At 30.7% G+C, this 22,174-nt stretch carries 25 protein-coding genes and 1 pseudogene; 5 read left to right on the top strand and 21 right to left on the bottom strand.

Annotation, left to right across the window (positions count from 1 at the left end):
- Positions 1-50: 50 nt before the first annotated feature.
- From FP435_RS03840 to FP435_RS03830, 3 genes are all read right to left on the bottom strand, one after another.
- Entirely contained in the window at positions 51-1,403 is a 1,353-nt protein-coding gene (locus FP435_RS03840; protein ID WP_265484530.1) for a fibronectin type III domain-containing protein, read from the bottom strand.
- A 9-nt stretch (positions 1,404-1,412) separates the two neighbouring features.
- Positions 1,413-2,201, bottom strand: coding sequence for an alpha/beta fold hydrolase (locus FP435_RS03835; protein ID WP_265484529.1), 789 nt, complete (start codon positions 2,199-2,201; stop codon positions 1,413-1,415).
- Between the two features lie 109 nt (positions 2,202-2,310).
- Positions 2,311-2,802 carry a hypothetical protein gene (locus tag FP435_RS03830; RefSeq protein ID WP_265484528.1) on the bottom strand — a complete coding sequence of 164 codons (492 nt, stop codon included), beginning with the start codon at positions 2,800-2,802 and terminating at the stop codon, positions 2,311-2,313.
- A gap of 177 nt (positions 2,803-2,979) precedes the next feature.
- On the opposite strand from FP435_RS03830, the gene FP435_RS03825 reads away from it, so the two are divergent.
- Positions 2,980-3,843, top strand: a complete 864-nt coding sequence (locus FP435_RS03825; RefSeq protein ID WP_265484527.1) for a hypothetical protein — start codon at positions 2,980-2,982, stop codon at positions 3,841-3,843.
- Between the two features lie 60 nt (positions 3,844-3,903).
- On the opposite strand, the gene FP435_RS03820 is transcribed toward FP435_RS03825, so the two are convergent.
- Positions 3,904-4,260 (bottom strand): hypothetical protein, encoded by a 357-nt coding sequence (locus tag FP435_RS03820; RefSeq protein ID WP_265484526.1) that lies wholly within the window; start codon positions 4,258-4,260, stop codon positions 3,904-3,906.
- A 118-nt stretch (positions 4,261-4,378) separates the two neighbouring features.
- On the opposite strand from FP435_RS03820, the gene FP435_RS03815 reads away from it, so the two are divergent.
- Positions 4,379-5,134, top strand: coding sequence for an SDR family oxidoreductase (locus FP435_RS03815; protein ID WP_265484525.1), 756 nt, complete (start codon positions 4,379-4,381; stop codon positions 5,132-5,134).
- Between the two features lie 5 nt (positions 5,135-5,139).
- Positions 5,140-5,493 (top strand): MerR family transcriptional regulator, encoded by a 354-nt coding sequence (locus FP435_RS03810; RefSeq protein WP_265484524.1) that lies wholly within the window; start codon positions 5,140-5,142, stop codon positions 5,491-5,493.
- Between the two features lie 328 nt (positions 5,494-5,821).
- Here FP435_RS03810 and FP435_RS03805 read toward each other — a convergent pair whose 3' ends face one another.
- The 3 genes from FP435_RS03805 to FP435_RS03795 all read right to left on the bottom strand — a co-directional run bounded on the left by FP435_RS03805 (position 5,822) and on the right by FP435_RS03795 (position 9,790).
- On the bottom strand, positions 5,822-7,150 hold the full coding sequence (locus FP435_RS03805; RefSeq protein WP_322573204.1) for an NAD(P)/FAD-dependent oxidoreductase: 1,329 nt from the start codon (positions 7,148-7,150) through the stop codon (positions 5,822-5,824).
- A 230-nt stretch (positions 7,151-7,380) separates the two neighbouring features.
- Complete coding sequence (locus tag FP435_RS03800; protein ID WP_265484523.1) at positions 7,381-8,973, bottom strand: bifunctional aspartate transaminase/aspartate 4-decarboxylase; 1,593 nt, start codon at positions 8,971-8,973, stop codon at positions 7,381-7,383.
- A gap of 205 nt (positions 8,974-9,178) precedes the next feature.
- Complete coding sequence (locus FP435_RS03795; protein ID WP_265484522.1) at positions 9,179-9,790, bottom strand: tyrosine-type recombinase/integrase; 612 nt, start codon at positions 9,788-9,790, stop codon at positions 9,179-9,181.
- 725 nt (positions 9,791-10,515) lie between these two features.
- Here FP435_RS03795 and FP435_RS08415 point away from each other — a divergent pair.
- Positions 10,516-10,827 (top strand): hypothetical protein, encoded by a 312-nt coding sequence (locus tag FP435_RS08415; protein ID WP_322573201.1) that lies wholly within the window; start codon positions 10,516-10,518, stop codon positions 10,825-10,827.
- Between the two features lie 967 nt (positions 10,828-11,794).
- On the opposite strand, the gene FP435_RS03785 is transcribed toward FP435_RS08415, so the two are convergent.
- The 9 genes and pseudogenes from FP435_RS03785 to FP435_RS03750 form a co-directional block, all read right to left on the bottom strand.
- A complete protein-coding gene (locus tag FP435_RS03785) occupies positions 11,795-12,139 on the bottom strand; it encodes a hypothetical protein (RefSeq protein WP_265484521.1) in 345 nt (114 codons plus the stop codon).
- Positions 12,126-12,326, bottom strand: coding sequence for an AbrB/MazE/SpoVT family DNA-binding domain-containing protein (locus FP435_RS03780; RefSeq protein WP_265484520.1), 201 nt, complete (start codon positions 12,324-12,326; stop codon positions 12,126-12,128). The genes FP435_RS03785 and FP435_RS03780 overlap by 14 nt, the downstream gene beginning before the upstream one ends.
- Positions 12,327-12,482: 156 nt before the next feature.
- A complete protein-coding gene (locus tag FP435_RS03775; protein WP_265484519.1) occupies positions 12,483-13,400 on the bottom strand; it encodes a M48 family metallopeptidase in 918 nt (305 codons plus the stop codon).
- A gap of 81 nt (positions 13,401-13,481) precedes the next feature.
- Positions 13,482-13,928: an HIRAN domain-containing protein gene (locus FP435_RS03770; protein ID WP_265484518.1), complete on the bottom strand. Its 447-nt coding sequence runs from the start codon at positions 13,926-13,928 to the stop codon at positions 13,482-13,484.
- A gap of 75 nt (positions 13,929-14,003) precedes the next feature.
- The gene (locus tag FP435_RS03765; protein ID WP_265484517.1) at positions 14,004-14,288 is read right to left on the bottom strand and encodes a type II toxin-antitoxin system Phd/YefM family antitoxin; all 285 of its coding nucleotides are present in this window, start codon (positions 14,286-14,288) and stop codon (positions 14,004-14,006) included.
- A 36-nt stretch (positions 14,289-14,324) separates the two neighbouring features.
- Entirely contained in the window at positions 14,325-14,624 is a 300-nt protein-coding gene (locus FP435_RS03760) for a HigA family addiction module antitoxin (protein ID WP_265484516.1), read from the bottom strand.
- 16 nt (positions 14,625-14,640) lie between these two features.
- Positions 14,641-14,829, bottom strand: a pseudogene (locus tag FP435_RS03755) (type II toxin-antitoxin system RelE/ParE family toxin); the annotation flags it as partial.
- Between the two features lie 384 nt (positions 14,830-15,213).
- On the bottom strand, positions 15,214-15,522 hold the full coding sequence (locus FP435_RS08410; RefSeq protein ID WP_322573203.1) for a restriction endonuclease: 309 nt from the start codon (positions 15,520-15,522) through the stop codon (positions 15,214-15,216).
- Positions 15,434-16,144, bottom strand: a complete 711-nt coding sequence (locus FP435_RS03750; protein WP_322555902.1) for a winged helix-turn-helix domain-containing protein — start codon at positions 16,142-16,144, stop codon at positions 15,434-15,436. Before FP435_RS03750 ends, FP435_RS08410 begins: the two co-directional genes overlap by 89 nt.
- Positions 16,145-16,714: 570 nt before the next feature.
- Between FP435_RS03750 and FP435_RS03745 the strand changes: the two genes are divergently transcribed.
- Positions 16,715-17,326: a restriction endonuclease subunit S gene (locus FP435_RS03745; protein WP_265484514.1), complete on the top strand. Its 612-nt coding sequence runs from the start codon at positions 16,715-16,717 to the stop codon at positions 17,324-17,326.
- A gap of 125 nt (positions 17,327-17,451) precedes the next feature.
- Here the strand turns inward: FP435_RS03745 and FP435_RS03740 are convergent, their stop codons facing one another.
- The 5 genes from FP435_RS03740 to FP435_RS03720 all read right to left on the bottom strand — a co-directional run bounded on the left by FP435_RS03740 (position 17,452) and on the right by FP435_RS03720 (position 22,126).
- Positions 17,452-17,796, bottom strand: a complete 345-nt coding sequence (locus FP435_RS03740; protein ID WP_265484634.1) for a type II toxin-antitoxin system mRNA interferase toxin, RelE/StbE family — start codon at positions 17,794-17,796, stop codon at positions 17,452-17,454.
- 1 nt (position 17,797) lies between these two features.
- Positions 17,798-18,094, bottom strand: coding sequence for a type II toxin-antitoxin system RelB/DinJ family antitoxin (locus FP435_RS03735; protein ID WP_265484513.1), 297 nt, complete (start codon positions 18,092-18,094; stop codon positions 17,798-17,800).
- A 205-nt stretch (positions 18,095-18,299) separates the two neighbouring features.
- The gene (locus FP435_RS03730) at positions 18,300-19,022 is read right to left on the bottom strand and encodes a hypothetical protein (protein WP_265484512.1); all 723 of its coding nucleotides are present in this window, start codon (positions 19,020-19,022) and stop codon (positions 18,300-18,302) included.
- Between the two features lie 236 nt (positions 19,023-19,258).
- Positions 19,259-21,040: a DUF2075 domain-containing protein gene (locus FP435_RS03725; protein WP_265484511.1), complete on the bottom strand. Its 1,782-nt coding sequence runs from the start codon at positions 21,038-21,040 to the stop codon at positions 19,259-19,261.
- Between the two features lie 207 nt (positions 21,041-21,247).
- Entirely contained in the window at positions 21,248-22,126 is an 879-nt protein-coding gene (locus FP435_RS03720) for a DegV family protein (RefSeq protein ID WP_265484510.1), read from the bottom strand.
- Positions 22,127-22,174 lie beyond the last annotated feature (48 nt).

Below are 22,174 nucleotides of genomic sequence, written 5' to 3'. Positions count from 1 at the left end.
GAGCTAAAAAGGCATCCCCGCTATGAGGGATGCCTTTTTTACATACTGCACTAAGCAGGATTATTAGTGATTGTCACAGTTTTGATGTCTGACCAATCACTTTTAAGAGAACTAGTTAATGCACGAACTCGTACTTCATATTGTGTTCCCTTTTTAAAGTCTTTTTCTCTATCTATTTCAGTTTTGGATTTGCTACCGGTAATAAAACTTTTCCATTCGGAAGTCCCCTTAACTCGGTAAGCAACTTCATAACTATCGACAGCTTTATTTTCATTCCATTTTACAGAAATATAAGGTTCATCATTACCATGATCGTCATAGTAATCTAAGTTAATATTTGGTTTAACTGGTGTCTTATCGTTTGATGTTAATGGACGATAGTAAGTAAATTGCTTAACTGCAGATTTTGTACCATAAGCTTTATATGGCTCATTAATTCCAATAACCGCTGTCGTCAAATTTTCACCATTAACAAGGGAAGAATTAGGAATTAAACCACTTGTAGTATTTGAAAAGAATGCCGGATTTCCATATAAATATCCTGAATGATTATTATCAACATTGTAATAAATTCCATACTTAGTTGCGTGGTCAGTAGGTGTGTAATCTACTTGAACTCCTTGATCAGTTGACTTAATGTTAGTAATCTTAACAGCTCCTGGAATTTGATCAGTATCTTCTTCGGTAAGTTTAAAATTATATTGTCCAGTTAAGTTAGAAAATGAAAGGTTGTAGCTACCAGCACCTACGTACCAGCTGAAAGTACGATGACGTACACCACCGCTTACATCGTATGGAGCAAAATCGTAGGCAGCGTTAAAATCTTTAGCCAAAGACTCTAAGTCAACACCCAATTTGCTCATGTGTCCGTGATAAACTGGCATTGTATTAACATCAAGAGTAACTTTTTTAGGTTTGTCTAAGGTAATTTCATAGTCGTGCCAAGTATCAAATTTATAAGTATGATACATATTCAGTAATCCTTTAATAGTCTGCCCCGATTGAATTTTTTCTACCTTAGGTTTCTCCTCCTTACTCATAATTGGAAACGTATCTAGGTCCTTACGCAAGCTAGTGAGTTTAGTAAAGCTAGTTTTAATCTTAGCATTTGCAGTCGTCGTTATAGTATAGTTACCAGAACGTAAGTAGTAAACCTTGGTGTCCTTGGTTTTGCCAGGATAAGCAACAGCATTCCATTTATTAACATTTTTGATAGTGTATTTGTTACTTCCTTTTACAGTCAACCTACCTGGGACTTTTAGGCGAAGTTTATAGGTTTTTCCTTTGATTAAACTACTAGTTGCATGGGTTGATACAGTGTTTGTAGCAGCATTTGCAGTTGGGGCGGTTAAAAAGAGAGCTCCAGCTGCAAATGCTGTAAATAAAATTGTGTGTTTCTTCATTTTTTCTCCTTAATAATTATTTTCTTTTAAAATCTTGGCTAAGATAGAATTGAATTTATCTGGTCGCTCTGCCATAATATCATGACCACTTTGGTCAACCAAGATAAAATGAACCTTCTCATTTTGTTCATCCATCCATTTTCCAAAGTTAGCATCATAATAGGGGCTTTGAGCAGCTGCAACAATGTAAAGTGGCACCTGGGTGTGTTGAATAGTTGGACGCCAGTCATGTCTCATATGTTCTTGAAGCAAGTCCAAGTTATCCTGGCGACTAAAAGGAAAATCCTTTTTAGCGGGTTTTAATTTAGCAAAAATATTATCATCTAACCCATGTAATGTTTCGTGCACTTTAGGCACTGTTTGGGACAGTTCAAGATAATTATTTTTGTCATAATTAAGATAACCATAAGGCCAATCTTTGTCATTTAACATATAAGGTGTTTGATCGACGACAACAGCGAGTTCAATAAGCTCAGGTTTTACATGTAATAAGTTATATAAGAGACTGCCACCCATTGAGTGACCAATAAAAGTAGCTTTAGAAATCTTTAGAAAATCTAGTAATTCAATTAAATCATGGGTTAGTTGTGCTGAAGTGTGGCCCACTTTTGTTCGTTGACTTTTACCAAAATTACGATGATCATAAGTAATTACTTGATAGCCTTGCTTAGAAAAATAGTCTATTTGACTACTCCACACTTCTTGGTAGCCACCAAATCCTGTAATGAGTACTAGAGTTTTCCCTTCTCCTGTAACTTGATAATCTAATTCAGTATTATCACTTGTTTTAAATTTCATAACTTGTGTCTTTTACTAATTAATCCAATTTATATTTTAACAATTATATCAAAAAACATCCCTACAAGAAAGTTCTTCCAAGGGATGTTTATTAACTGTTAACTTAATTTTATTTAAACATCATATTTTCTAAAGCAGTATAATTAACATCACGCGCTTCATAATTTTTAAGTAATTTCACAATTAACTTATCTAATTGTTCTTGTTCTTCGGGTGTAATTGAACCATAAGCAGCTTCTGAAATCTCATTTCTTCTATCTTCAAGTTTTTGCGCTTCGTTAAATCCAGCATCAGTAAGACTTAACTTATATTCTTTATCATTAATATTTTCTTTTGTAACAAGGTTATAAGTAAGTAAAGCACTCGTTGCATCTTTAACTTCACTTGTACGGAAGTCAAAGTTAAGTACTAATTCTTTATTGGTGAGCGCTCCACCCTGTTTTGCTAATACTCTGATAGTACGATTATAAATATGTTCATCTGGGAACTTTGGTGAGTCAACTAAAGTTTCTTTTGAAAGGTGAACTTGTTTTTTGAGCATTGCTTGGTATTTTTCAAATTTTTTAACATCTAAAAATAATTTAGTTGATAATTCAGTCATAATCTTACGCCTCCATTAAATTAATGATTTATCTACCTGAATAGTAACACCTGCTATTTTAATAGTAAAATAAAAGGCTCCAAGTTATTAACTATTGATTTTGCTACCACGCTCTTCTTGTATTGTAGGGGAACCTAGTTTATACTTACTGAAGACATTATTTATTGGAGGAATTTTATGAAAAAAAGTTTTTTAATGCCATTTTTAGGTGCTAGTTTATTAGGGATAGGTGGACCAATAGGTTCTCTTAAAAATGCTCCTCATCAAGTAGTACAAGCAGCTAAAAGTAAAAAAACTTCACCAAAACAAAAAAATTATCACTTTTCCGGTACTGTAGTAATTAAAAAGAAAAGTTCTAAACATCTTTCGCTTTATTCAAATTCACTAACGAAAGTAACTTCTCACCTTAATAATACCAGTTATGTATATGTATCATCGGTTAAGAAAGTAAATAAAAAAATTATTGCTTACCGCTATAAAAATAATCAATGGATTAAAACTAATGATATTTCAAGAGTAAGCAATAAGCAGAAAGTTTCAAAGGATAAAGTATCTAGATTAGCAGCCGGATTTAAGCCTTACAAAGAAACTTTTAAAGTTGGTTACACTGGTGCTTATCTAATGACTAAAGATGGTAAAAAAACTGATACTATTGATAAAGGAAAAATTGTGAAATTAATTGGAGTGGGTAGTATTAAAAATAATCGAGCTTGGGAATTAAACAATGGCTCCTTTATTTATGCTAAGTATCTAGTCTCAGCCAATACTTCCATTTCAACTCAGAAACTCCCTACTATTTCTACTAATTCTATGGATAGTTTAGATCCACAAATTGTTAGTCAACTTAAAGATTCTAGCGTTCCATTACTTTCAAAATATTCCATTGTTAAAAGTTTAAGCGGAGAACAACATGAGCTTGCTGAAAAATTACTTATGGATCAAATGGGTATTAGTTCAACAAGTACTAGTCGTTTTGACAGTATCATGAATAATATTTCTCAATCAGCTACTACTTCCCTTAATTGGATTCATAATTCATAATAAAAAATCGTTGATAGATGAAAATAAACTATCAACGGTTTTTTGTTTAAAATTAACTTCTTATATCTTTTTGTACCAATCGGCATGTCGAGCAGAAATAATAAAGAATGTTCTACTATTGTGATAGTATTTTTTGTTTGTAACTATCCAACCGCCAGTACTCATAATCCAGTAAGAAATATGTAATTTTGTCCCCTTTTTAACATATCCAGCCTTATAAAAATGGTTCTGAGCTTCATATTTTCCAGTTCGAACTCGATAAATAGGTATTTTTCTTGTAACTTTCACATATCTTGTGGCTGCTCTAGCATAATCATTTCCATTTAAGTAGCTGCTGGCTTGGACTGTATTTGATTGCTTGGCACCAATTATAAATAATAACAGCATTGAAAGAATAAATAATACTTTTTTCTTCATTTGTTTCTCCTCATTACTTTTAATTATCCTTACTAAGTATACAATATTTTTCCTTATATTTGCTATGGAGTTAGCTCCATAGTTTATAATGAAACAAACGAATAGAAAGGTGATTATTATGAGTATTAAAGATAAAGTTGTAATTATTACTGGAGGTTCTTCAGGTATTGGAAAAGCTACAGCTAAGTTGCTAGTAGAACAAGGTGCCAATGTAATTCTTGGTGCACGACGAGAAGAAAAATTGGTTAAAATTTCTGAAAAATTCAAAAAACTTCCCGGTACAATCTTAACCCAAAAAGTTGATGTAACTAAGCGAGAAAATATTCAGCAATTAATTAAACTTGCATTAGATAGCTATGGCCGGATAGATGTTTTTTATAATAATGCAGGAATAATGCCTCAAGGCTTCTTACGTGATCGTAATTATGATGAATGGGAAGCTATGATAAATACAAACATCATGGGAACATTAAATGGGGTTGGAGAAATTTTACCTGTTTTTCGGAAACAAAAAGATGGATTGATTATCGCAACTGATTCAGTTGCTGGACATGTAGTCTATTCTGGATCTGTTGTTTATAATGCAACAAAATTTGCTATTAGAGCTATTATGGAAGGACTAAGACAAGAAGAAAAAGATGCTGGTATAAAGTCTACTCTTATATCTCCTGGGGCAGTTAGCACTAATTTAGTTGAAAGTATTAGTAATCCTAATTTTAAAAATAACATCCAAACACTCTATAATTCTCCTCGTGAAGAAAAATTAGTACTTACGCCAGAGGACGTTGCTAAAAGTGTAGTATATGCAATTGATCAACCAAAACATGTAACTATTAGTGAGATAATTTTAAGACCTACTAAACAAGATGTGTAACTATAATGAAAATTAATGAAATTTCTAAAAAATATAATCTTTCAGTAGATACTTTACGCTATTGGGAGAAAGTAAAAATTATTCCTCAAATTAAAAGAGATAAAAACGGCTACCGAATCTATTCAGAAGAAGATTGTGAATGGATAGAATTTGTTCACTGTATGCGTAATGGTGGTGCTACAATAGCATATTTAAAAAAATATTTATCCTTAGCATCTAGTAAAAGAGATACACGTAAAGAAAGAAAAAAATTGCTAGAAAAACAACTATTAAACCTAAAAAACCAGCTACATATTTTACAGCAAAACTATGATTTTTTAGAGCATAAAATTAATAATTGGAATAAATACTTTGAATAATACAAATTTCTGGTGTTGATAGTTTTGTTGAAATTGGTGCCGTCGGTACTGCTGCGGTAATCTCTCCGCTTCATTAACTTACCACAACGAAAAACTACTTTTGGTAGTGAAGATCATCCTGGACCAGTTACTCAACAATTATACGAAAATTTAGTAGGTATTTAAAATGGTGATTTACCTGATAAATATGGCTGGATAGTTTCTTTAGATTAATCTACTATAATAAACCCTCTCTATAAACTAGGATATTAGTAAATTCGCTAGTAATAGAGAGGTTTTTGTAAAAGTATGAGTTAGTAAAAGTCGTTAAAGTGGAATTCTTAATAGCTTACGCTAAAGCTGTCTTTAAAGCTGTGATTAAGCCATCGGTAGTTGCTGGAAAAGCAAAAATCATCTTGTTTAAGTCTTGGAAAGTTAATTTTTTATCAATGATAATAGTAACTAAATTAATCATTTCCCCTGCTTCGTTTCCTAGTAAAGCAGCTCCAGTTAAAGTTTTATCTTTTTTATTAACAATAAACGTAAAATGAGCAGTAGCTTCTAATTTATTTTCAAAATTTATTGGCCCGCCAAATGGCACCTCAACAATCTTATACTTATCTGGTTGATTCGTTGCTTCTTTTACACTAACACCAACTTGTGCAATTCTTGGAAAAGTAAACACTAAATTTGGAATTGCAGGATAAGTAATCGGTTTAGTATTACCAAGAATTACAGAAGCAACGTAGTTAGATTCAAAAGTTGCTGTTGGAGTTAATCGAGGTATTGATTTATCAATAACATCCCCTGAGGCAAAAATATTTGAAACATTAGTTTGTAAGTGATCATTAACTTCAATTCCGTTTTTATTATATTTAACCCCTACGTCTTCTAATCCTAAGTTAGCTGTATTTGCACTACGACCTGTTGCATCAACAATATAATCTGTTTCAATTTCTAGACCTTGAGCTGTAATTAATTTGAAGGAACCATTTTCTTTTACAATTTTACTTACAGCTTGATTAAAATGAAATTTTACTCCTTCTTGGGTCATTTTATCTACTACAGCTGAAACCATTTTTTCTGGATATGCAAGTAAAGCACGATCTGCAAACTCAACAATATTAACTTCAATTCCCTCTTTTATAACAATAGAAGCAAATTCCATTGAGATAATACCGGCACCAATGAATGTAATACGTTTTGGTAATGAATCTAAGTCTAAGAATTCCCGACTATCGTGGGTAAACTCACTGCCAGAAATTTTAAGTTTATTTGGATGCTGTCCAGTTCCAATTACAACATAATCACTAGTGTATTTTTGATTATTAACTACAACAGTATGAGCATCTGCAAGTTTTCCCTTTCCCTTTAAAAGAGTAATTTCACTTTGCTCAAATTTCTTTTCAAGTAATGGAGCATAAGTAGAAATGATTTTCTTCTTATATGCCATCAGCTTTTCCCAAGAAATTGTTCCCACTGTAGCAATATCTGCTTGTTCATAACGATTTAAATCATCTAAAAATTCAAACGGGGTATCTAAAATAAACTTTGCATTACAACCATAGTTTGTGCAAGTTCCTCCGGCTAGTTCTTGTTCAACGATAGCAACTTTTTTACCAGCTTTAACTAAATCTTCTGCACCATGCCAAGCTGCATGTCCTGACCCAATAAAAATAACATCATAGTCATAAGCTATTTAATATCTTCTCCTTTATTTATCTACTTTTATGTCATCTTATCACTAAAATGAGGAAGAAGTGAAACTATTGAATTGGAATATTGAAAAACGTTGTATCTGTCATCTTAAAAAGCTAAACTGTTTACAGAGATTATGATGAGTAAATACTAAAAAGATTTTCTTTATAAGTAGCTTATTAAACTAACTAATAAGGAAAATCTTTTTTATTAATTATTTTCTTTGTATTTCTTATAGTACTCTCCTAGTAGTTCGAGTACCTGTTCACCAATTAAAGTATAATCATCAGTTGGCAAGTTTGCCTCAGACACTCGTAGTTCCCCTGGTTTAGCACCAAATCCAACACCATCAACTAAAACGACACCATTTTTCTTAGCTAAATTAAGTAAAAAGTCAATTTGATTAAAATCATCTTCTAAATATTTTCTGAATCCCTTCCCATATTTCTTTTCAGCTAAACGATAAATATCTATTAGAGAGTAATAGTGTGTATTTGTATCAGTTTCATCTTTTGGAGCGTTCATTGCATTATGTAAATCTTCATACCTAATTTTAACTAGTTTTCTTGCACTATCAATATATGCATCAGTAGAACCTTCTGCATACACTAAATGAGTTAATGAAAATAAACTCATCATAATTTGTTGGGGAGTAGATAAACCTGCAGTATGATAGAGTCCAACTGATCGACTATCTGAACACAAACGGTCAATAAAAGGCATATTATTGGGATCTACCACATTACTCTTGTAGCGATTAAATAATTCTCTTTTTTCTGCTTCTGGAAGCTTTTTAATCTTAGCATCAAAAATATTATTATCATTTAAAGCAATTGCCCCTAGACGCCAACCCGTACAACCAAATAGCTTAGAATAAGAATAAACTAACATTGTATTATAAGGAAGTACGCTGTAAACACTAGTAAAATTAGGTACAAAGCTACCATAAACTTCATCTGAAATAATCATTAATTCTGGGTTGCTTTTTACTACATCTTTAAGGGCATGTAAAGCTTTAGAATTAAATTCTTTGGAGGTAGGATTAGTTGGATCAACTACAATTAAAGCTTTAAGAGCAGGATCTTTCAATTTTTCAATTTCAGCTGGCTCAATTTCCCAATTATTTTTTTCGTATGAAGCTAAATCTACTTCAACTAATTGATAATCATTCAGCTCTGGAATCATGATATAAGGTGGAAAAATTGGCTCATTAATCGCTATCTTATCACCTTTTTTCAGAAGATGATTTTCTTTTAAGCTATGAAAAGCATATGCAATTGCAGCTGTTGCACCTTCAGTAGGAAAGATACTAGTTTGATTTGCTAATTTTTTTCCTCGATAAGAAATAGATTGTAAGTACTCATTAACAATAATTTCATTGTACTTTAAACAACGACTAGGGACTGGATAATCATTTCCAATAACTCCATTTGCCCATTCATAAATTAAGTCATCACAATCAACTTTCAAATTTTCTTTACAATAATTTATGGCATCGATAATAAATTTATCAACTTTACTGTTATTAGAATCTAAATAAGAAAATAGACGCTCTCTAATTCCTTCTTTATTAATAAAACCAGCCATTATTCCATCATTAATTGTATTTTTTGACTCATTCACACTAAATTCCACTAAACGTGCAAAAGCTAGTCTTGCTAAAGTCTGAATCCAATTAGGATTTCCTCTTCCAGCATTTAAAAAGATATTCCCTTTTTCATTATTTTTAGCAAGTGCCAATAATTTTTGACTAATTTCAAAAGTTCCGAGTTGTTCTATTTTCTTTTCACTAATGTTATCCATGATTGTCTCCACTATAATATTTATTAATTATTATCATTAGCGTAACTCCCTGTTTAAATAAAGGCAAATTTTATGTTTTGATGAGAAAGGGAGTTAACGACTCTACTCGTGGACTCCTTTAAAACTAATCTTAACTCTTCTAAAACTGTTGCGTTGCCAGCAGACTATGAACAATCTCAGAAGCAAAAAATTTATTAGTTTACAATTAACCAAAGTCTACCCTATCTAATAGATGTTCACGTTCTTCTTGATCTAATCCTAGATATGCCAAAGTCATTTGTTCCGAAGAGTGATTAAGTAATTTCATTACTAAGGCAATATTATGGTTAGTTTGTTGATAAACACGATAAGCTCCAGTTTTGCGCATTGTATGAGTTCCCAAATAATTAATATTAAGAATCTCTCCTACTCTATGCATAATCATGTAATATCTTCTTTCGTCAATATGCTTTTCAGGCTTAGTCATTGACGGAAAAAGCCACTCGCTAAAGAAAACACTCTTATCGGGATTCTTTAACTGCCAACCTTTTAACCAATCATAGTAGTCTTCTAGATCTTCCTTTACGGGTTTTAAATAAAGTACATTTTTCTTTTTAGTCTTTTTATCGATGATATAAGCATTTTTCTTAACTCGACCATTTTCCTCATATACATCTGATTTTCTAAGACGCAAAACATCACTCACTCTTAATAAAGTAGCTTTCCCTACTTGAAAAATAGTGTAGTTTCGTCTTCCTGATTCAAATCTGTTTAAGAGAGTATCTTGGACTGAAGATAAAACCCAAGAATCCTTAATTGGTTTAACTATTTGTTGCATCAAATTGCATCTCCTTTATTTGCATGAATGATTAGTTATTAGTCTTTTTGGACGAATAATGCAATAGAATCGTCCTCTCAGCATGATAAGAAAATTGATTTTATTGATAATTTTATGGAAATTCCTTTATCAACTTTACTAGTTTTACAAACAGTCTATAAAATACCTATTTGTAAAGCTTTATAATATACTAATGTTATTTATACTATATTAAGAATTATAACACTAGCTATTTTTGGGACATCTTAAAATTGGCGTTATTACGCTATTCCTCAAGCTTGTTACTAGTGTTATTATCTCATTATAACACTAGCATAATAGCCAAAAGTAAGAATTTATACCTAAACCTTATAAATTCCACTGTTTATATTTATTCGGTTGATTTTGCAACTGGCATTTTGATTCTTTCGATTGCTGCAATTAACTTTGCAAAAGCATATCGAATAATCAAAAAAGCTAATCATAAAGATTAGCCTTTCCCCTAGTTATTCAAATCTACGATTGAGAGTAACGAGCCACCACTCGTTGCTCTCTTTTCATTTGTACTTATATTATAATTGGACGGATTAATTAAAGCAAATTTTAGATAAAATATCGTGATAAATAATAAGATTCTCTTATCAAAAAAGTTTATTGCCAATTAAATAGCCATCAATACTAGCAGCACCAGGAATAGCGTATAATTAAGATAGTCTCTTAGAGATTAGAGAAAGGAGTAAAAAGTTATGCCAGATAATTTTCATGCAAAAAAAACAGATGATAAAATGAAAAAAATATTTGACGAATTAAACTTTGTAAATAAAGAAACCAAAAAAGATATTCTTTTAGCGCTTGCTAAAGATAGAGGTTTAATTGAAGACAATACTCCCGGTTTCACCAATAATAAAAAGTTGATGAATTATATGAAAACTCATGCAACAGCAATTAAGGAAACAATAGAATTAGAATCTAATGGAGTTGGAGATGTAGTTCGTAAACGTGAAAAGGATAAAAGTGGATTTACAAATATTGAAGAGATTGATTGGGGCAAGTTATAAATATTTCAAAAAGGAATATAGCTTCAAAAATACAAGAGTAAGGTTACTGAAGTCTTACTCTTTTAAGCTAAAAATTATTAACTATTACTTTACATAATATTTTTACCGTAAATATAACTTTTTACTCTATAATTCTCTTCTACCATTTATGAACTACAGCAGGATTAAAATCCCGCATATACTAAAGGAGCTAGACTACTTTCTCTTGAATTTTTATTTAATTTCTTTTATAATTGTAAAAGAAAAGGAGCTAACGAGGTCGAGTCGTTAACTCCAATCGTAACTTGAATGACTGAAGTGGTTAGCTAATCCTTGTGATTAGCTTTTTTTGTTATTGCATAAGCCTTTGCACAACTCACTAAGAATTTACCTAGTGCATTGAGTGCAATGCTTAGTGCAATAGCAGAAGCTATTTGCAAGGAAGCCTACTTCTCCAGTCTATTCCATGTGGCATGGCTCTCACCTCCGTAACTGAAAATAGGTTGAGGGGTGTGCAGCCATCCAAAGTTACTAAATCATCGGTTAGCTAAACCAATGACCTAATAATATTGTAACAAGATGATAAACAAAAAGCGATCAAATTTTGAAGTGCCTCATAATTGTTAGACATAGATCTAACAAGTGTGAGGCACTTTAATTAGTCTATCACTTTAAAATTATCCAGTTTATTAATTGCAAAATCGCAAAAATAGCCTCATTAATAATGAAAAATCTTTTCCAAAAATTTTTCCAATTAAACTTGTATTTCATTTAAAATTTCCTTTCGTCCAATATAGAACACAAAAATACAGGATTTTTAATCCACTGTTTCTTGGCTAAGGCTTAAAGCTAAAATTGTTATGAGGTTTGCAACAATTCTAGCTATTACTAAGGTAATTGTCTTAGCTTTTTTTGTTGATTTTATTATTTTTGCTATTATTTGCTTAAGCATTTATGTTAGCAATTATTACGTACTTTATTATAAAAATTAATTATTTTCGATGTAATTTTCCTTATATAAAAGTTGAGTCTCATTATTAACCTTAAGTTCTACTACATCTTCTTTACCTTCTGTCATCTCTAAAATGATTGCTTCTTGTACGGCTTCTTTCATCCCTTCAGTAAGATCATTGAAATTGCAATTAACGAGAAGCACCTCTCTATTTTGTAATTCACCATTTATTGAAGAAGTTTTTTCTGCTTGTAAAATTAATACATGATGAAAAGCATCAGTAAGCTTTTCGATGATTTTTTTATTTAAGTCTTCAAGATTATAAGTTTCCTTATCTCTTTTAACTAAAGTTAGTGTAATTTGATTTTTAAAGTCTTTCATTGTCTCTTCCTTCTTTTAATACTTCTGCCCATTCTAATACCGAAGGGGCTTTTTTTATAGTAATTTCATCACCATTAAGTTTGAAAGAAAGTTTTGTCCCTTTTTCTAACCCCAATGCTTTTCTAATTGAAACAGGAATAACAATTTGTCCCTTTTGGGACATCTTTCTTATTAATTGATTTTCCATATGATCACCTATCCCTATATTGCATCTTACATAAAGAGTACACCTTAATTTTATCTTCTACAATAAATAAACTATATTACTTTTTATTGTTCAGATTATTTGTAGAATCAAATTGCACAATCCTACGAGGGTATTTAAATCCTTTTTTCTTTGATATTAAATTTTTGCACTATTTTTTAAACGTTCAATTCTTTTATCTAGTGGCGGATGATCGGAAAACAATCTTTGATACCATTTGGTAATTGAGCCAGCATTAAAATATAGACTTTGCAAAACTAAGTTATTATTTGTTTTTTCATTCTGAGGTAATTTTTTGCCATTTTCTAAATCTTCTAATTTTTGTAAACCAGAAATTAAACCTGATGGTTCTCGAGTTAGATCAGCCGATCCGGCATCAGCTAAATACTCTCTTTGACGGGAAATGAGTAATGATAATAATTTAGCGATTGGAATTGCAAAAATACTCACGATTGCCCCAAAGCCTAAGATTAGTAAACCAAAGCCCTTAATTAAATAAGTTCCCCATCCCTTTCCGTCAGAGGTAACCAAGGTCCAACCACCTAAGAGAGTCCCAAGGCCAGTCCAAAGAATAAAATTAACAAGAATGCTCGATAGAACTGTAATGCGAATATCATAATTACGAATATGAGCTAGTTCATGTCCAATAACTCCACGCACTTCATCCCTATTCATAATATCTAGCAAGCCTTGGTAAAGCACTAAACTAGCGTGCTCGGGATCAAAACCAGTTGAAAAAGCATTAACTTCCTTCGTAGGCGAAATATAGATCTTAGGCATTGGCATTCCAGCGGCTAAGCATAATTCTTCAACCATTTCATAGATTTGGGGATTACTTTTCCTAGTAACTTCTTGGGCACCGGTTACTTTCAGCAAGGTATTTGTTGCTCTAAAATAATTCCAAGCTACATAACCTATGCTAAAAATGAAAAATATGACACCAAGTATTGGTAAAAGGCATCCTATTAATACACTGATTGCCAGGAGCAAAACTAAAAAGATTCCCAACATAATCCAAGTATTTCGCTTATTTTGTTCAATTTGCTTATAGAGCACAAACTTCCACTTTCTATTTAGGATGTTACTTATAAAGTATAACACTAATTAAAATAAGGATTTTTACAAGGATTAACTTAACTAACTCATGTGCATGTAAACCTTGAGTATAAGATCTAACTTCTTACCATCCCAATGAAAAGATTTGACTTTACCAAATAAAAGATTCCCCTCATCCATTAAGCGACTTAAAATTAAGTTGTTCTTTCGTGGTAAGTAACCTAACTTTAGGCCACTAGTGGTCTGTACATTAATTGCATGTTCATCATAGTGATTACCTGCTTCTCTGATCAAAATTAATGGGTCATTTTCTTGTAACCTTGGAATAAGATGATCTTCTAAATCTAGATATTGACTGCCAACTACTTCACAACCGTATAAGAAAACATCACGCGAATTCTTAGAATTGTTGTAATATTGTTTCTTAAGTTCATCAATCTGCGTCTCCATCTTGTCCATACGATCAAGTACATCTTCAAAAAATCCTGCAGGTGGAATAAATATTGTTTCATCATTGTTAAATTCCATGATATGACTCCTATATTATAATTTATAAATTTCATTTTGCTACACTTGAATAAATTTTATCAAATAAGCAAAAAGCTAATCACAAAGATTAGCTTCGTCTCGGTTATACCATTCTTGAGGTGTTAATTTCTTACTACTGTGTTTATCGGTAATAGCTTTTTGAAGAGCCTTTCTATTTTCTGATGTTGATAGAAGGTAGTTTGTTTCTTGCCATGAACTGTATTCTTTTTCAGATAATAGGACTACATTTTTATTTTCTGGTCTTGTTATAAATATTACATCATTATAATTAGAGACATCGTCAGCAAGTTTTTTGAAGTTTTTTCTTAATTCACTTGTGGTTGTTGCTTTAATAGTCATAGTTTTAATCCTTTCTACTAACTTTAAGTTAAATAATTAGGCAAGTGATAATTGCTTAATTTGGTTATAACTGCCACTATGTTCTATTTCTGCATTTCTTAGCTCAATATCATTTTGAATATTTAAAAAGTACTTTGGAGATACTCCAAATAATTTTCCTAAGCGTATTGAAGTGTCTACAGTAATTTTTCTTTTATCATGGAGAATATCTAATATTCTTGAAGATGGGACATTAATAGCTTTAGCAACTGCATAAGCAGAGATATTTAAAGGCAACATAAATTCTTCATACAAGATTTCACTTACTTTTGTTGTAGAAATATTATTCTTTAACATAGATATTTCCTCCTTATTAATGATAGTCTACAATTTCTACATTATAAAAATAATTTGGCGTTTTAACTACAAAACAAATACGGTATTGCTTATTAATGGTAATACTATATTGCCCTTTTCTATCTCCATCAAGTTTTTCTAAATAATTTGCAGGTGGGATTCTCAAATCATTTATATCTTGTGCTGCAATTAATTTTGTCAAAGCATATCCCATAATAAAAAGTCAATCATAAAGATTGACTTTCCCCAAAAGTTATTTATTATCTACGATTGAGAGTAACAAGTAGCTGCTTATTACTATCTTCTCACTTGTATTATAATTGAACAGATTGATTAACGCAAATTTTTTATGAAAGTATTTTGTAGAATTATATACGAGTTATTGCAGCAATGGAGAAATTCCTAGGAAAATACTTATCTTAACTCTAATAAAAAGAATCTTAATGAAATAAAAAAGCAGTTTGATGAAATCAATTTAGATAATTTAACCATAGATACTAAAGAAGCAATACTTTTAGCTTTAGAAAAGATATGGAGTTAAATTGGTACTTTTCACCGCTAATCCAGTATTCTATCAACAATACCTAGTTTATTCAAAAAATTCCTTATCTAATTCATATACTACTTTTGGTTTGACAAAAACTTGGTATTTTGCAACTAAATCTAATAACTTTTCACCATCAATTAAAGTTATTACTCTTGTTCCTGAACGTGCTGCGTTAATTGCACCTCTCGTAAAAGAAGTAGTGGTAATGAAGATGCCATATTCTGCTCTAAATTTATCCATTGCCCCTCTAAATTTATCAATTTCAGGAGATGAGACGGTAGTATTTAAATTCCAGCGTTTTGCTTGAATGGCAACACGTGTAGTTGGCAACACGTGTAGTTCTGAAATCATCATTAGTCAAGTAACCGTACCCATCTATGCCACCGTCACCCGAAATATTTATACCAATTTTTTCATCTATATCAACACCCATTTTTTTAATTAATTGTCGACAAAACTCTTCAAATTTTGTGGGCGCAAGACTATTAATAGCCGTTTGAAGTCTTTGGCGCCAATCTTCATTGTAATCAACTACTTTTTCAATTTCTTTTCCCTTATCTTTCGAATAAGTCATTTTAGCGTTTCTTTTAGCTTTTCCCTTCCAAAGAGGCTCAGTTATTCGGTAAACAGATGCTATAAATTTCTCTGGCTGATCTTCAAACTCGTAACTAGCTTTTCTACCCTTTTCTGTTAACACTACGGCACCTAATTTAGGACGGTCAAATAATTTTGCCATATTTAAATTTGTCACGGCAAAGTTAAATGGATAGTCAAAGGGATGGTAGAGATTCCCACTTTTTGAAGTTTTAATATGTGTTAATGCATCTTCTGGAATAAAATCTATATTCTCAATCAAAGAACGTTTTAATTCTTTAGTAGTTACTTTTCCGCCCAATCGTTTTAATTCTTTTATTAAAGGAAAAAGTAAAGATGCTTCTTGGTCACGTCTTGATAGATCCTTAAATTCTTTCATTTTGATTAATCCTATTCAAACTCATTAAAATACTTTATCTCATATTAGTATAACCTTAATTTAAATATATTACTATTCAATTACTTTTACTTGGCAGCAACAAAAAGGAACTTTAATTTTTAAATCTAAAACAGAAAAAGGATTTCCGAACCTTACTGTATTATCTGCTACTCAAAACAAAGGAATGATACCTCGAAATAAAATTGGAGTAGATATTAAAACTTCACGAACTAGTCTTGAAAGTTATAAAAGAATAGAACCAGGCGATTTTGTTATCCACTTACGTTCCTTTCAAGGAGGTTTTGCTTACTCAAGAATGGAAGGAATCGGCTCCCCTGCTTACACGGTATTTTCCTTTAAAGTGCCTGAGAACTTTAATGATAATTTTTGGAAAGAAAAATTTACTAGTTATAATTTTATTCAGTTACTAAAAAAGTAACCTACGGAGTTAGAGATGGAAGAAGTATAAGTTATTCAGATTTTTTAACTTTAAATCAAAAATTTCCTTTAAAGTTAGAACAAGACAAAATTGGTAATCTTCTTTCAAAACTTGATGAGACTATAACCCTTTTGCAAAAGAAATATTCTTTGCAATCTCAACTACAACAAGCAATGTATCAAAGGTTATTTTCCCTTAAGAGTACTCAACTTAAAGTTAAAAACTTGAAAAATGATTGGAAAATTTTATCCTTAAAAGAAGTTATATCTAAAGAATTAAAGGGAAAAGCAAAAAAAGAGATGATTGGAAATAATTCTATATATCTTGACACTGCCTATTTGAATGGTGGAACTCCCACTTATGTCTCTGCTTCTAAAGATGTAAAAAATGATGATATTTTAATTTTATGGGATGGATCTAAAGCCGGTACTATCTATCGTGGAATTGAAGGTGCTTTAGGCTCTACTTTAAAAGCATATTCTCCTAAATACTCAAGTTCTTACTTATATCATTTTTTAAAAAGTAATCAAAATAAAATTTATTTTAATTTTCGCACTCCTAATATTCCGCATGTGGTTAAAGATTTTTCTACTAAATTTATGATTAAAATACCATCTAATGAAGAACAAAAAGTTATAGGCAATTTATTAGATAAAATAAATATATATCAAGAAAAAAATAAAAGTAGAAGAAATTCATTAAAAAAATTGAAACAATTCCTCCTTCAAAATATGTTTATCTAATTTTTTGCAAATTAATCTCACATAAAAAAGAGTTAACGACTGAACATTCCATTATTGCATTACCTAATAGTCGCTAACTCTTTTATCTTTTAAATAAGTGAGGAGTAAAATTCTAAATATTTTTATTAATCTAAATTTCCTTGTCTAAGTTCATTATGCGTAGTGATGGTTGTAAACCTGATAGTTCTTTTTGATTCTAACTTATAATAGACTACTAATACATCGCCTAAAATATGATATTCATTGAATCCACTCCAAGGCTCATCTGTTAATTTATGGTCATAATAAGGTCCATCAGGATCAGTAGAGCTATTACCATTTCGAGGTAATTTTCCATTTTGCTGAAGTAGCATCATAGTATATTTCAAGGATTCAATAGCATCATTGGCTTCATCTTGTGTCAAATTAAAAAGTTTCTTTAAGTTAGCAAATCTTTTATCAAAAAGTTTAGTTGTTTTAATTTGATACATACTAAACACCTAATTTTTTGAAGTAGTCATCCAAATCATCAACTTTATTATCATCATCAGGTATCAACCCATTGACGATAGCAAGTTCCTTAATCATTGCGTTTTTACTTTCCTCATCAAAAGTCTCATTTTTGTTTGGTACCACTTTAAGACTAAAAGGAACTGCTTGTTCTCTTGCTACACGAGTAACAAATATATTTAGTAAAGCTGATGAAGTTAATCCCATTTTTTCTGCTGCTTGATTAAAAAGTTTCTTTGTACTTGCATCAACTTTAAAGTTCATTGAAGCCGTAGTCATAATATATCCCTCCTTAATATCACCTTTATATCTGATGTATATTTAAATTATACCCAATGGCTACATATTAAACAATTATAGATATTACTACTTTACATAATATTTTTACGGTAAATATAGCTTTATATCATATAGTTAATTTCTATTCCCTCTTCTTTTGTTTCCAAATCATCCTACTTTCAACCTAATATATTATTTAAGTCATCTAGCAATTAAATTGTTTTTTTCTTATTACTTCAATTTTCTCTATATCTTTAACCAAAATTATTTTAGGAAGACCTGAGACAATCTCTAAGTAGTTACCGTTATTTATAGATTTAATTAACCTATACTCATGTTGAAATTCGTAAGACTTATCTTTATAAAAAAGTGTAGTCCAATTATCTTTTGAAAGAGTTGGTAAAGATTTTGAGTATGTAGAATTGTAATATTTTATATAGCCTTGTTGCTCCTTTTTGAAATTGTAAAAACAATTTTTGGGTATTGCTACAAGATCTCTTTGATTATCAGGATCTATTTTTTTACAATCTTCTATAAATTCTTTTTTTAATTTAAATTTTCTCCCATTTTCATTCTCTTCAACAAAAACAAGATCATCAGTAGTTACTGCAATTAGGGAAAAAATTCCTATTTCATTATATTGTTCATCACTTAATATTTGTCGATTTAGCGTTACTTCACAATCAGTAATATCAAAGCTTTCCCCATTTAATTTAATCGTTTTCCATTCTCCTGGTAATGATTTTTTAGTTATGTGTCCCTCATTTAAGTCTCCAATATTATTATCACCGTTCAAGCCCAAGTCTTTAAAATATCTTACTTTCGTAAAATAAAACTTACCCTTAATAATGTCTTTGGTATAGCGTGGTTTTACATATTTTAAATAAAATACTGTAGACGCAGAACTATCTTTTTTTCTATTTTTCATATTTTACCTTTCTTAAATCTTGGAACCTGTCTATCTTTATTTATCATACTCTTTATTAAAAGGTTATACCGATAGTTTTTGAAATTGTTTCACATAAAATAGTTAAGAAATTCGCCCTTAAATTTCAAGATTAGAACGACATTATATTTAAGATTGAGTATTTTTATAAGGTATTAAAGGATAAAGTTATAAATAGGCTAATAAAATGCCCGTTTCCTAAATAAATTAATATAGATTTATTTTACTGCTTTCTCTAACGCTTTTTGTAATGCTGGATCAACTGCATGAAGATAAAGTCCGTGAACTCCGCGTGTCAACAAAACATTTAATTCATTCTTCAAGAGCATTTCTGCGTAACTTTTAGTTGAATTTCTTTTTTGAGTAGCTTTTGAATTTTTACTACTAGAAGGATCATGAATAAGCTTTCCATCACGATATTTTACTGATGGACCTAACTCTACTCCAACATAATTTAAGTCAAAGCCTTGCACAGTATAGGTGGATCCAATTTCATTAATTGTATAATCTTTCTCAGCCCAAGCCTGTTGTTTATAAGTAACTGGTCCATAAGGATGATTATGTTTTTCATAGCCATCACGCCTTCTAATCTCATAGTTCCAAGGCATTTTCCAACTACCTTCGACTACTTCCCAATACTTTTGCCCAGCTGGTAACTCTGCTTTACCTCCTGAATATTTCCAATCAAATGTTGCTACCATTCGACTAATTCCACGTTCTTGATTTTTATCTTTATTCTTGATTGCAGCTTGCATTTTAGCAGGATCAGAAAATACTTTTACTTCATATTTGTTATCTTTAGGTAATTTTCCAATTTTACCATAATTAATAATATTTTCTATCCAATTAATTGTTTGAGGATTAGCATCAATTCTCATCTGATTATGTAAATAAATAATATTCTCAGGACCAATTTTCTGCTCTAGTTCTTCTAATTTTCCATCTTCCCAAACTGAAGTAGTTGATAATACCTGTTTAGGATCATAAACTGCCATTACAATTTTTGCTCTTTTTAAAATATCTTCTAACATATTTTGACCTAAACCAGCATAAGATTGACTTCGTTGAGTTAATAATAAATGGACTTCATCAACCAAAACAATGTCAGTTTTATCATCAGGTGAAACGTTTTTTATAAATGAGACCGGCTTTTCAACTGTAACATGATCTTGTTTTTCAAAAAGTTTTCTTTTCATTTCTTGGTATACAGTTAACTGTTCATTTTGATTGACTAATAAAGAAATGGATAAGTGTTTGTCATTTTGCGTTTCAGTTTCATGTACCAAATCATAGAAAATGTTACTCATTAAAACTGTTTTACCAGCTCCTGCTTCTCCTTTAACCAAAATAAGTTCTCCATCAGCCGATAATTGCTTATTGGCATTAGTTAAAGCAAAATTAATTTTATCAATTATTTTTTCTTTTGCATTTAACTGCTCAGTTGTTAGCTTATTAAAAGGGGAAGATTTAAATAAGGCAGAACTTTCTAAAATACTCTGTGCTGGAAAAAGAGTTTTATTTTCCTTGTTTAATTTCTTCCAAATTAAATCAAATAATTCATCAAATTCATGTGAATCATAATATTTATTTTGTTCATTATGCCGTCGATTATTAAGATGTTTAACCGCAGGAACACTACTCAAATATTGCATTAAACGATTTTCAATATCTAGAGTCATAGATTTATTAAAATGTTGATGTCCAATAACATACATCATAGTATCTCTTGATCTCTTTAAGTTTGAGAAGTCCTGACGATTTTTAGGATCAACGTCTAAGTGTTGTAATGTTCTTCTTTGAATATCGTTTGTTTCACCAACATAAACAGAAAAGTTATCCTTATGCTGATTGGGAGTATCATTAATAATATAAACAGTCGGATATTCGGTTAAAATTGAACTTTTTTCTGAATGATTTCCGTACTCTTTCCGAATTGCATCTTTTAATTGAACTGCACTGTTGAGATTATACTTTGTTTGGTAAATTATTGGTTCTTTCACATTAACCTTCCTTTTTGAGTATCAGCTTAATTATCATTATACTATTTTGCTCGATAATATAACAATGCAGTTATCTAAAACGGTTTATAGATACTTTCCCATAAGTAATTTAAATCGTCTTTAATATAATTTTCAAAAGATTAAATACTAGTTACTATACTATTTTTTCCAAAACAAAAAAGCTATCTTCAAATGATAGCTTTTTAACTACAAATCAATCTTGTCAATATCTAACAACCATGTAATACCAAGTGATTTTTCACCTAGGTGAGTGGCTACTACTGCGTCAAAGACCTGCATTTCAACTGGTTGATTTGGATATTTTTCTTTAAAGTGTTCAGCTACTTCTGCGGCTTGAGCTTCATCATTAGAATTATAGATAATGAAACGTAACTTATCCTTGTAAGGTAATTCTGCAATCTTTTTATTAGCAATTTCTTCACTCTTTTTAATTGCGCGTTTTAGAGATCTAACTTTATCAAAACTTTTGATTTCATAAGTTTCAGAATCAAAAGTAAGTAAAGGCTTAATATGAAGCATAGTACCAATAAAAGCAGAGGCGTTACTTAAGCGTCCACCTCTTACCAAATTTTGCAAATCATCTACAACAAACAAAACGCCAATGCTTGCCCGAATTTCATCTAATTTAGCAAAAATTTCTTCAACACTGCGACCCTTTTTGGCCATTCTTGCTGCTGCTAAAGCCAAATAACCAATTGAACGTACAGTCATTCCTGAATCATAAGGATGTAAATTATATTCAGGATGTTCTTTAGCAATTGTTAATAAGGTATTATAAAAGCCAGAAATGGCAGATGTTAAAGTAATAGTAATAATAGCTTCATAACCTTCGTCGTGGAGTTTATCAAATAATTCTAACATTGTTCCCAAAGAAGGTTGTGAAGTTTTAGGAAATGAGGCGCCGTTACGTTGTGTTTCAAATAATTTTTCAGCAGTAATATCTACTTTATCTAAGTAAGTTTTACCATCAATAATTACAGGAATGGGTACTACTGTAATATCATTTTCTTTTGCTTCTTGAATTGTTACATCACTGGTACTATCTGTTACAACTGCTATCTTCAATCTGAAAACCTGCCTTATAATATATTAGTCCGTTTAGTAGTTTAATTA

The organism is Lactobacillus sp. PV037, from assembly GCF_014522345.1.
Taxonomy (GTDB): Bacteria; Bacillota; Bacilli; order Lactobacillales; family Lactobacillaceae; genus Lactobacillus.
This window is presented reverse-complemented; position numbering and strand designations above follow the sequence as displayed.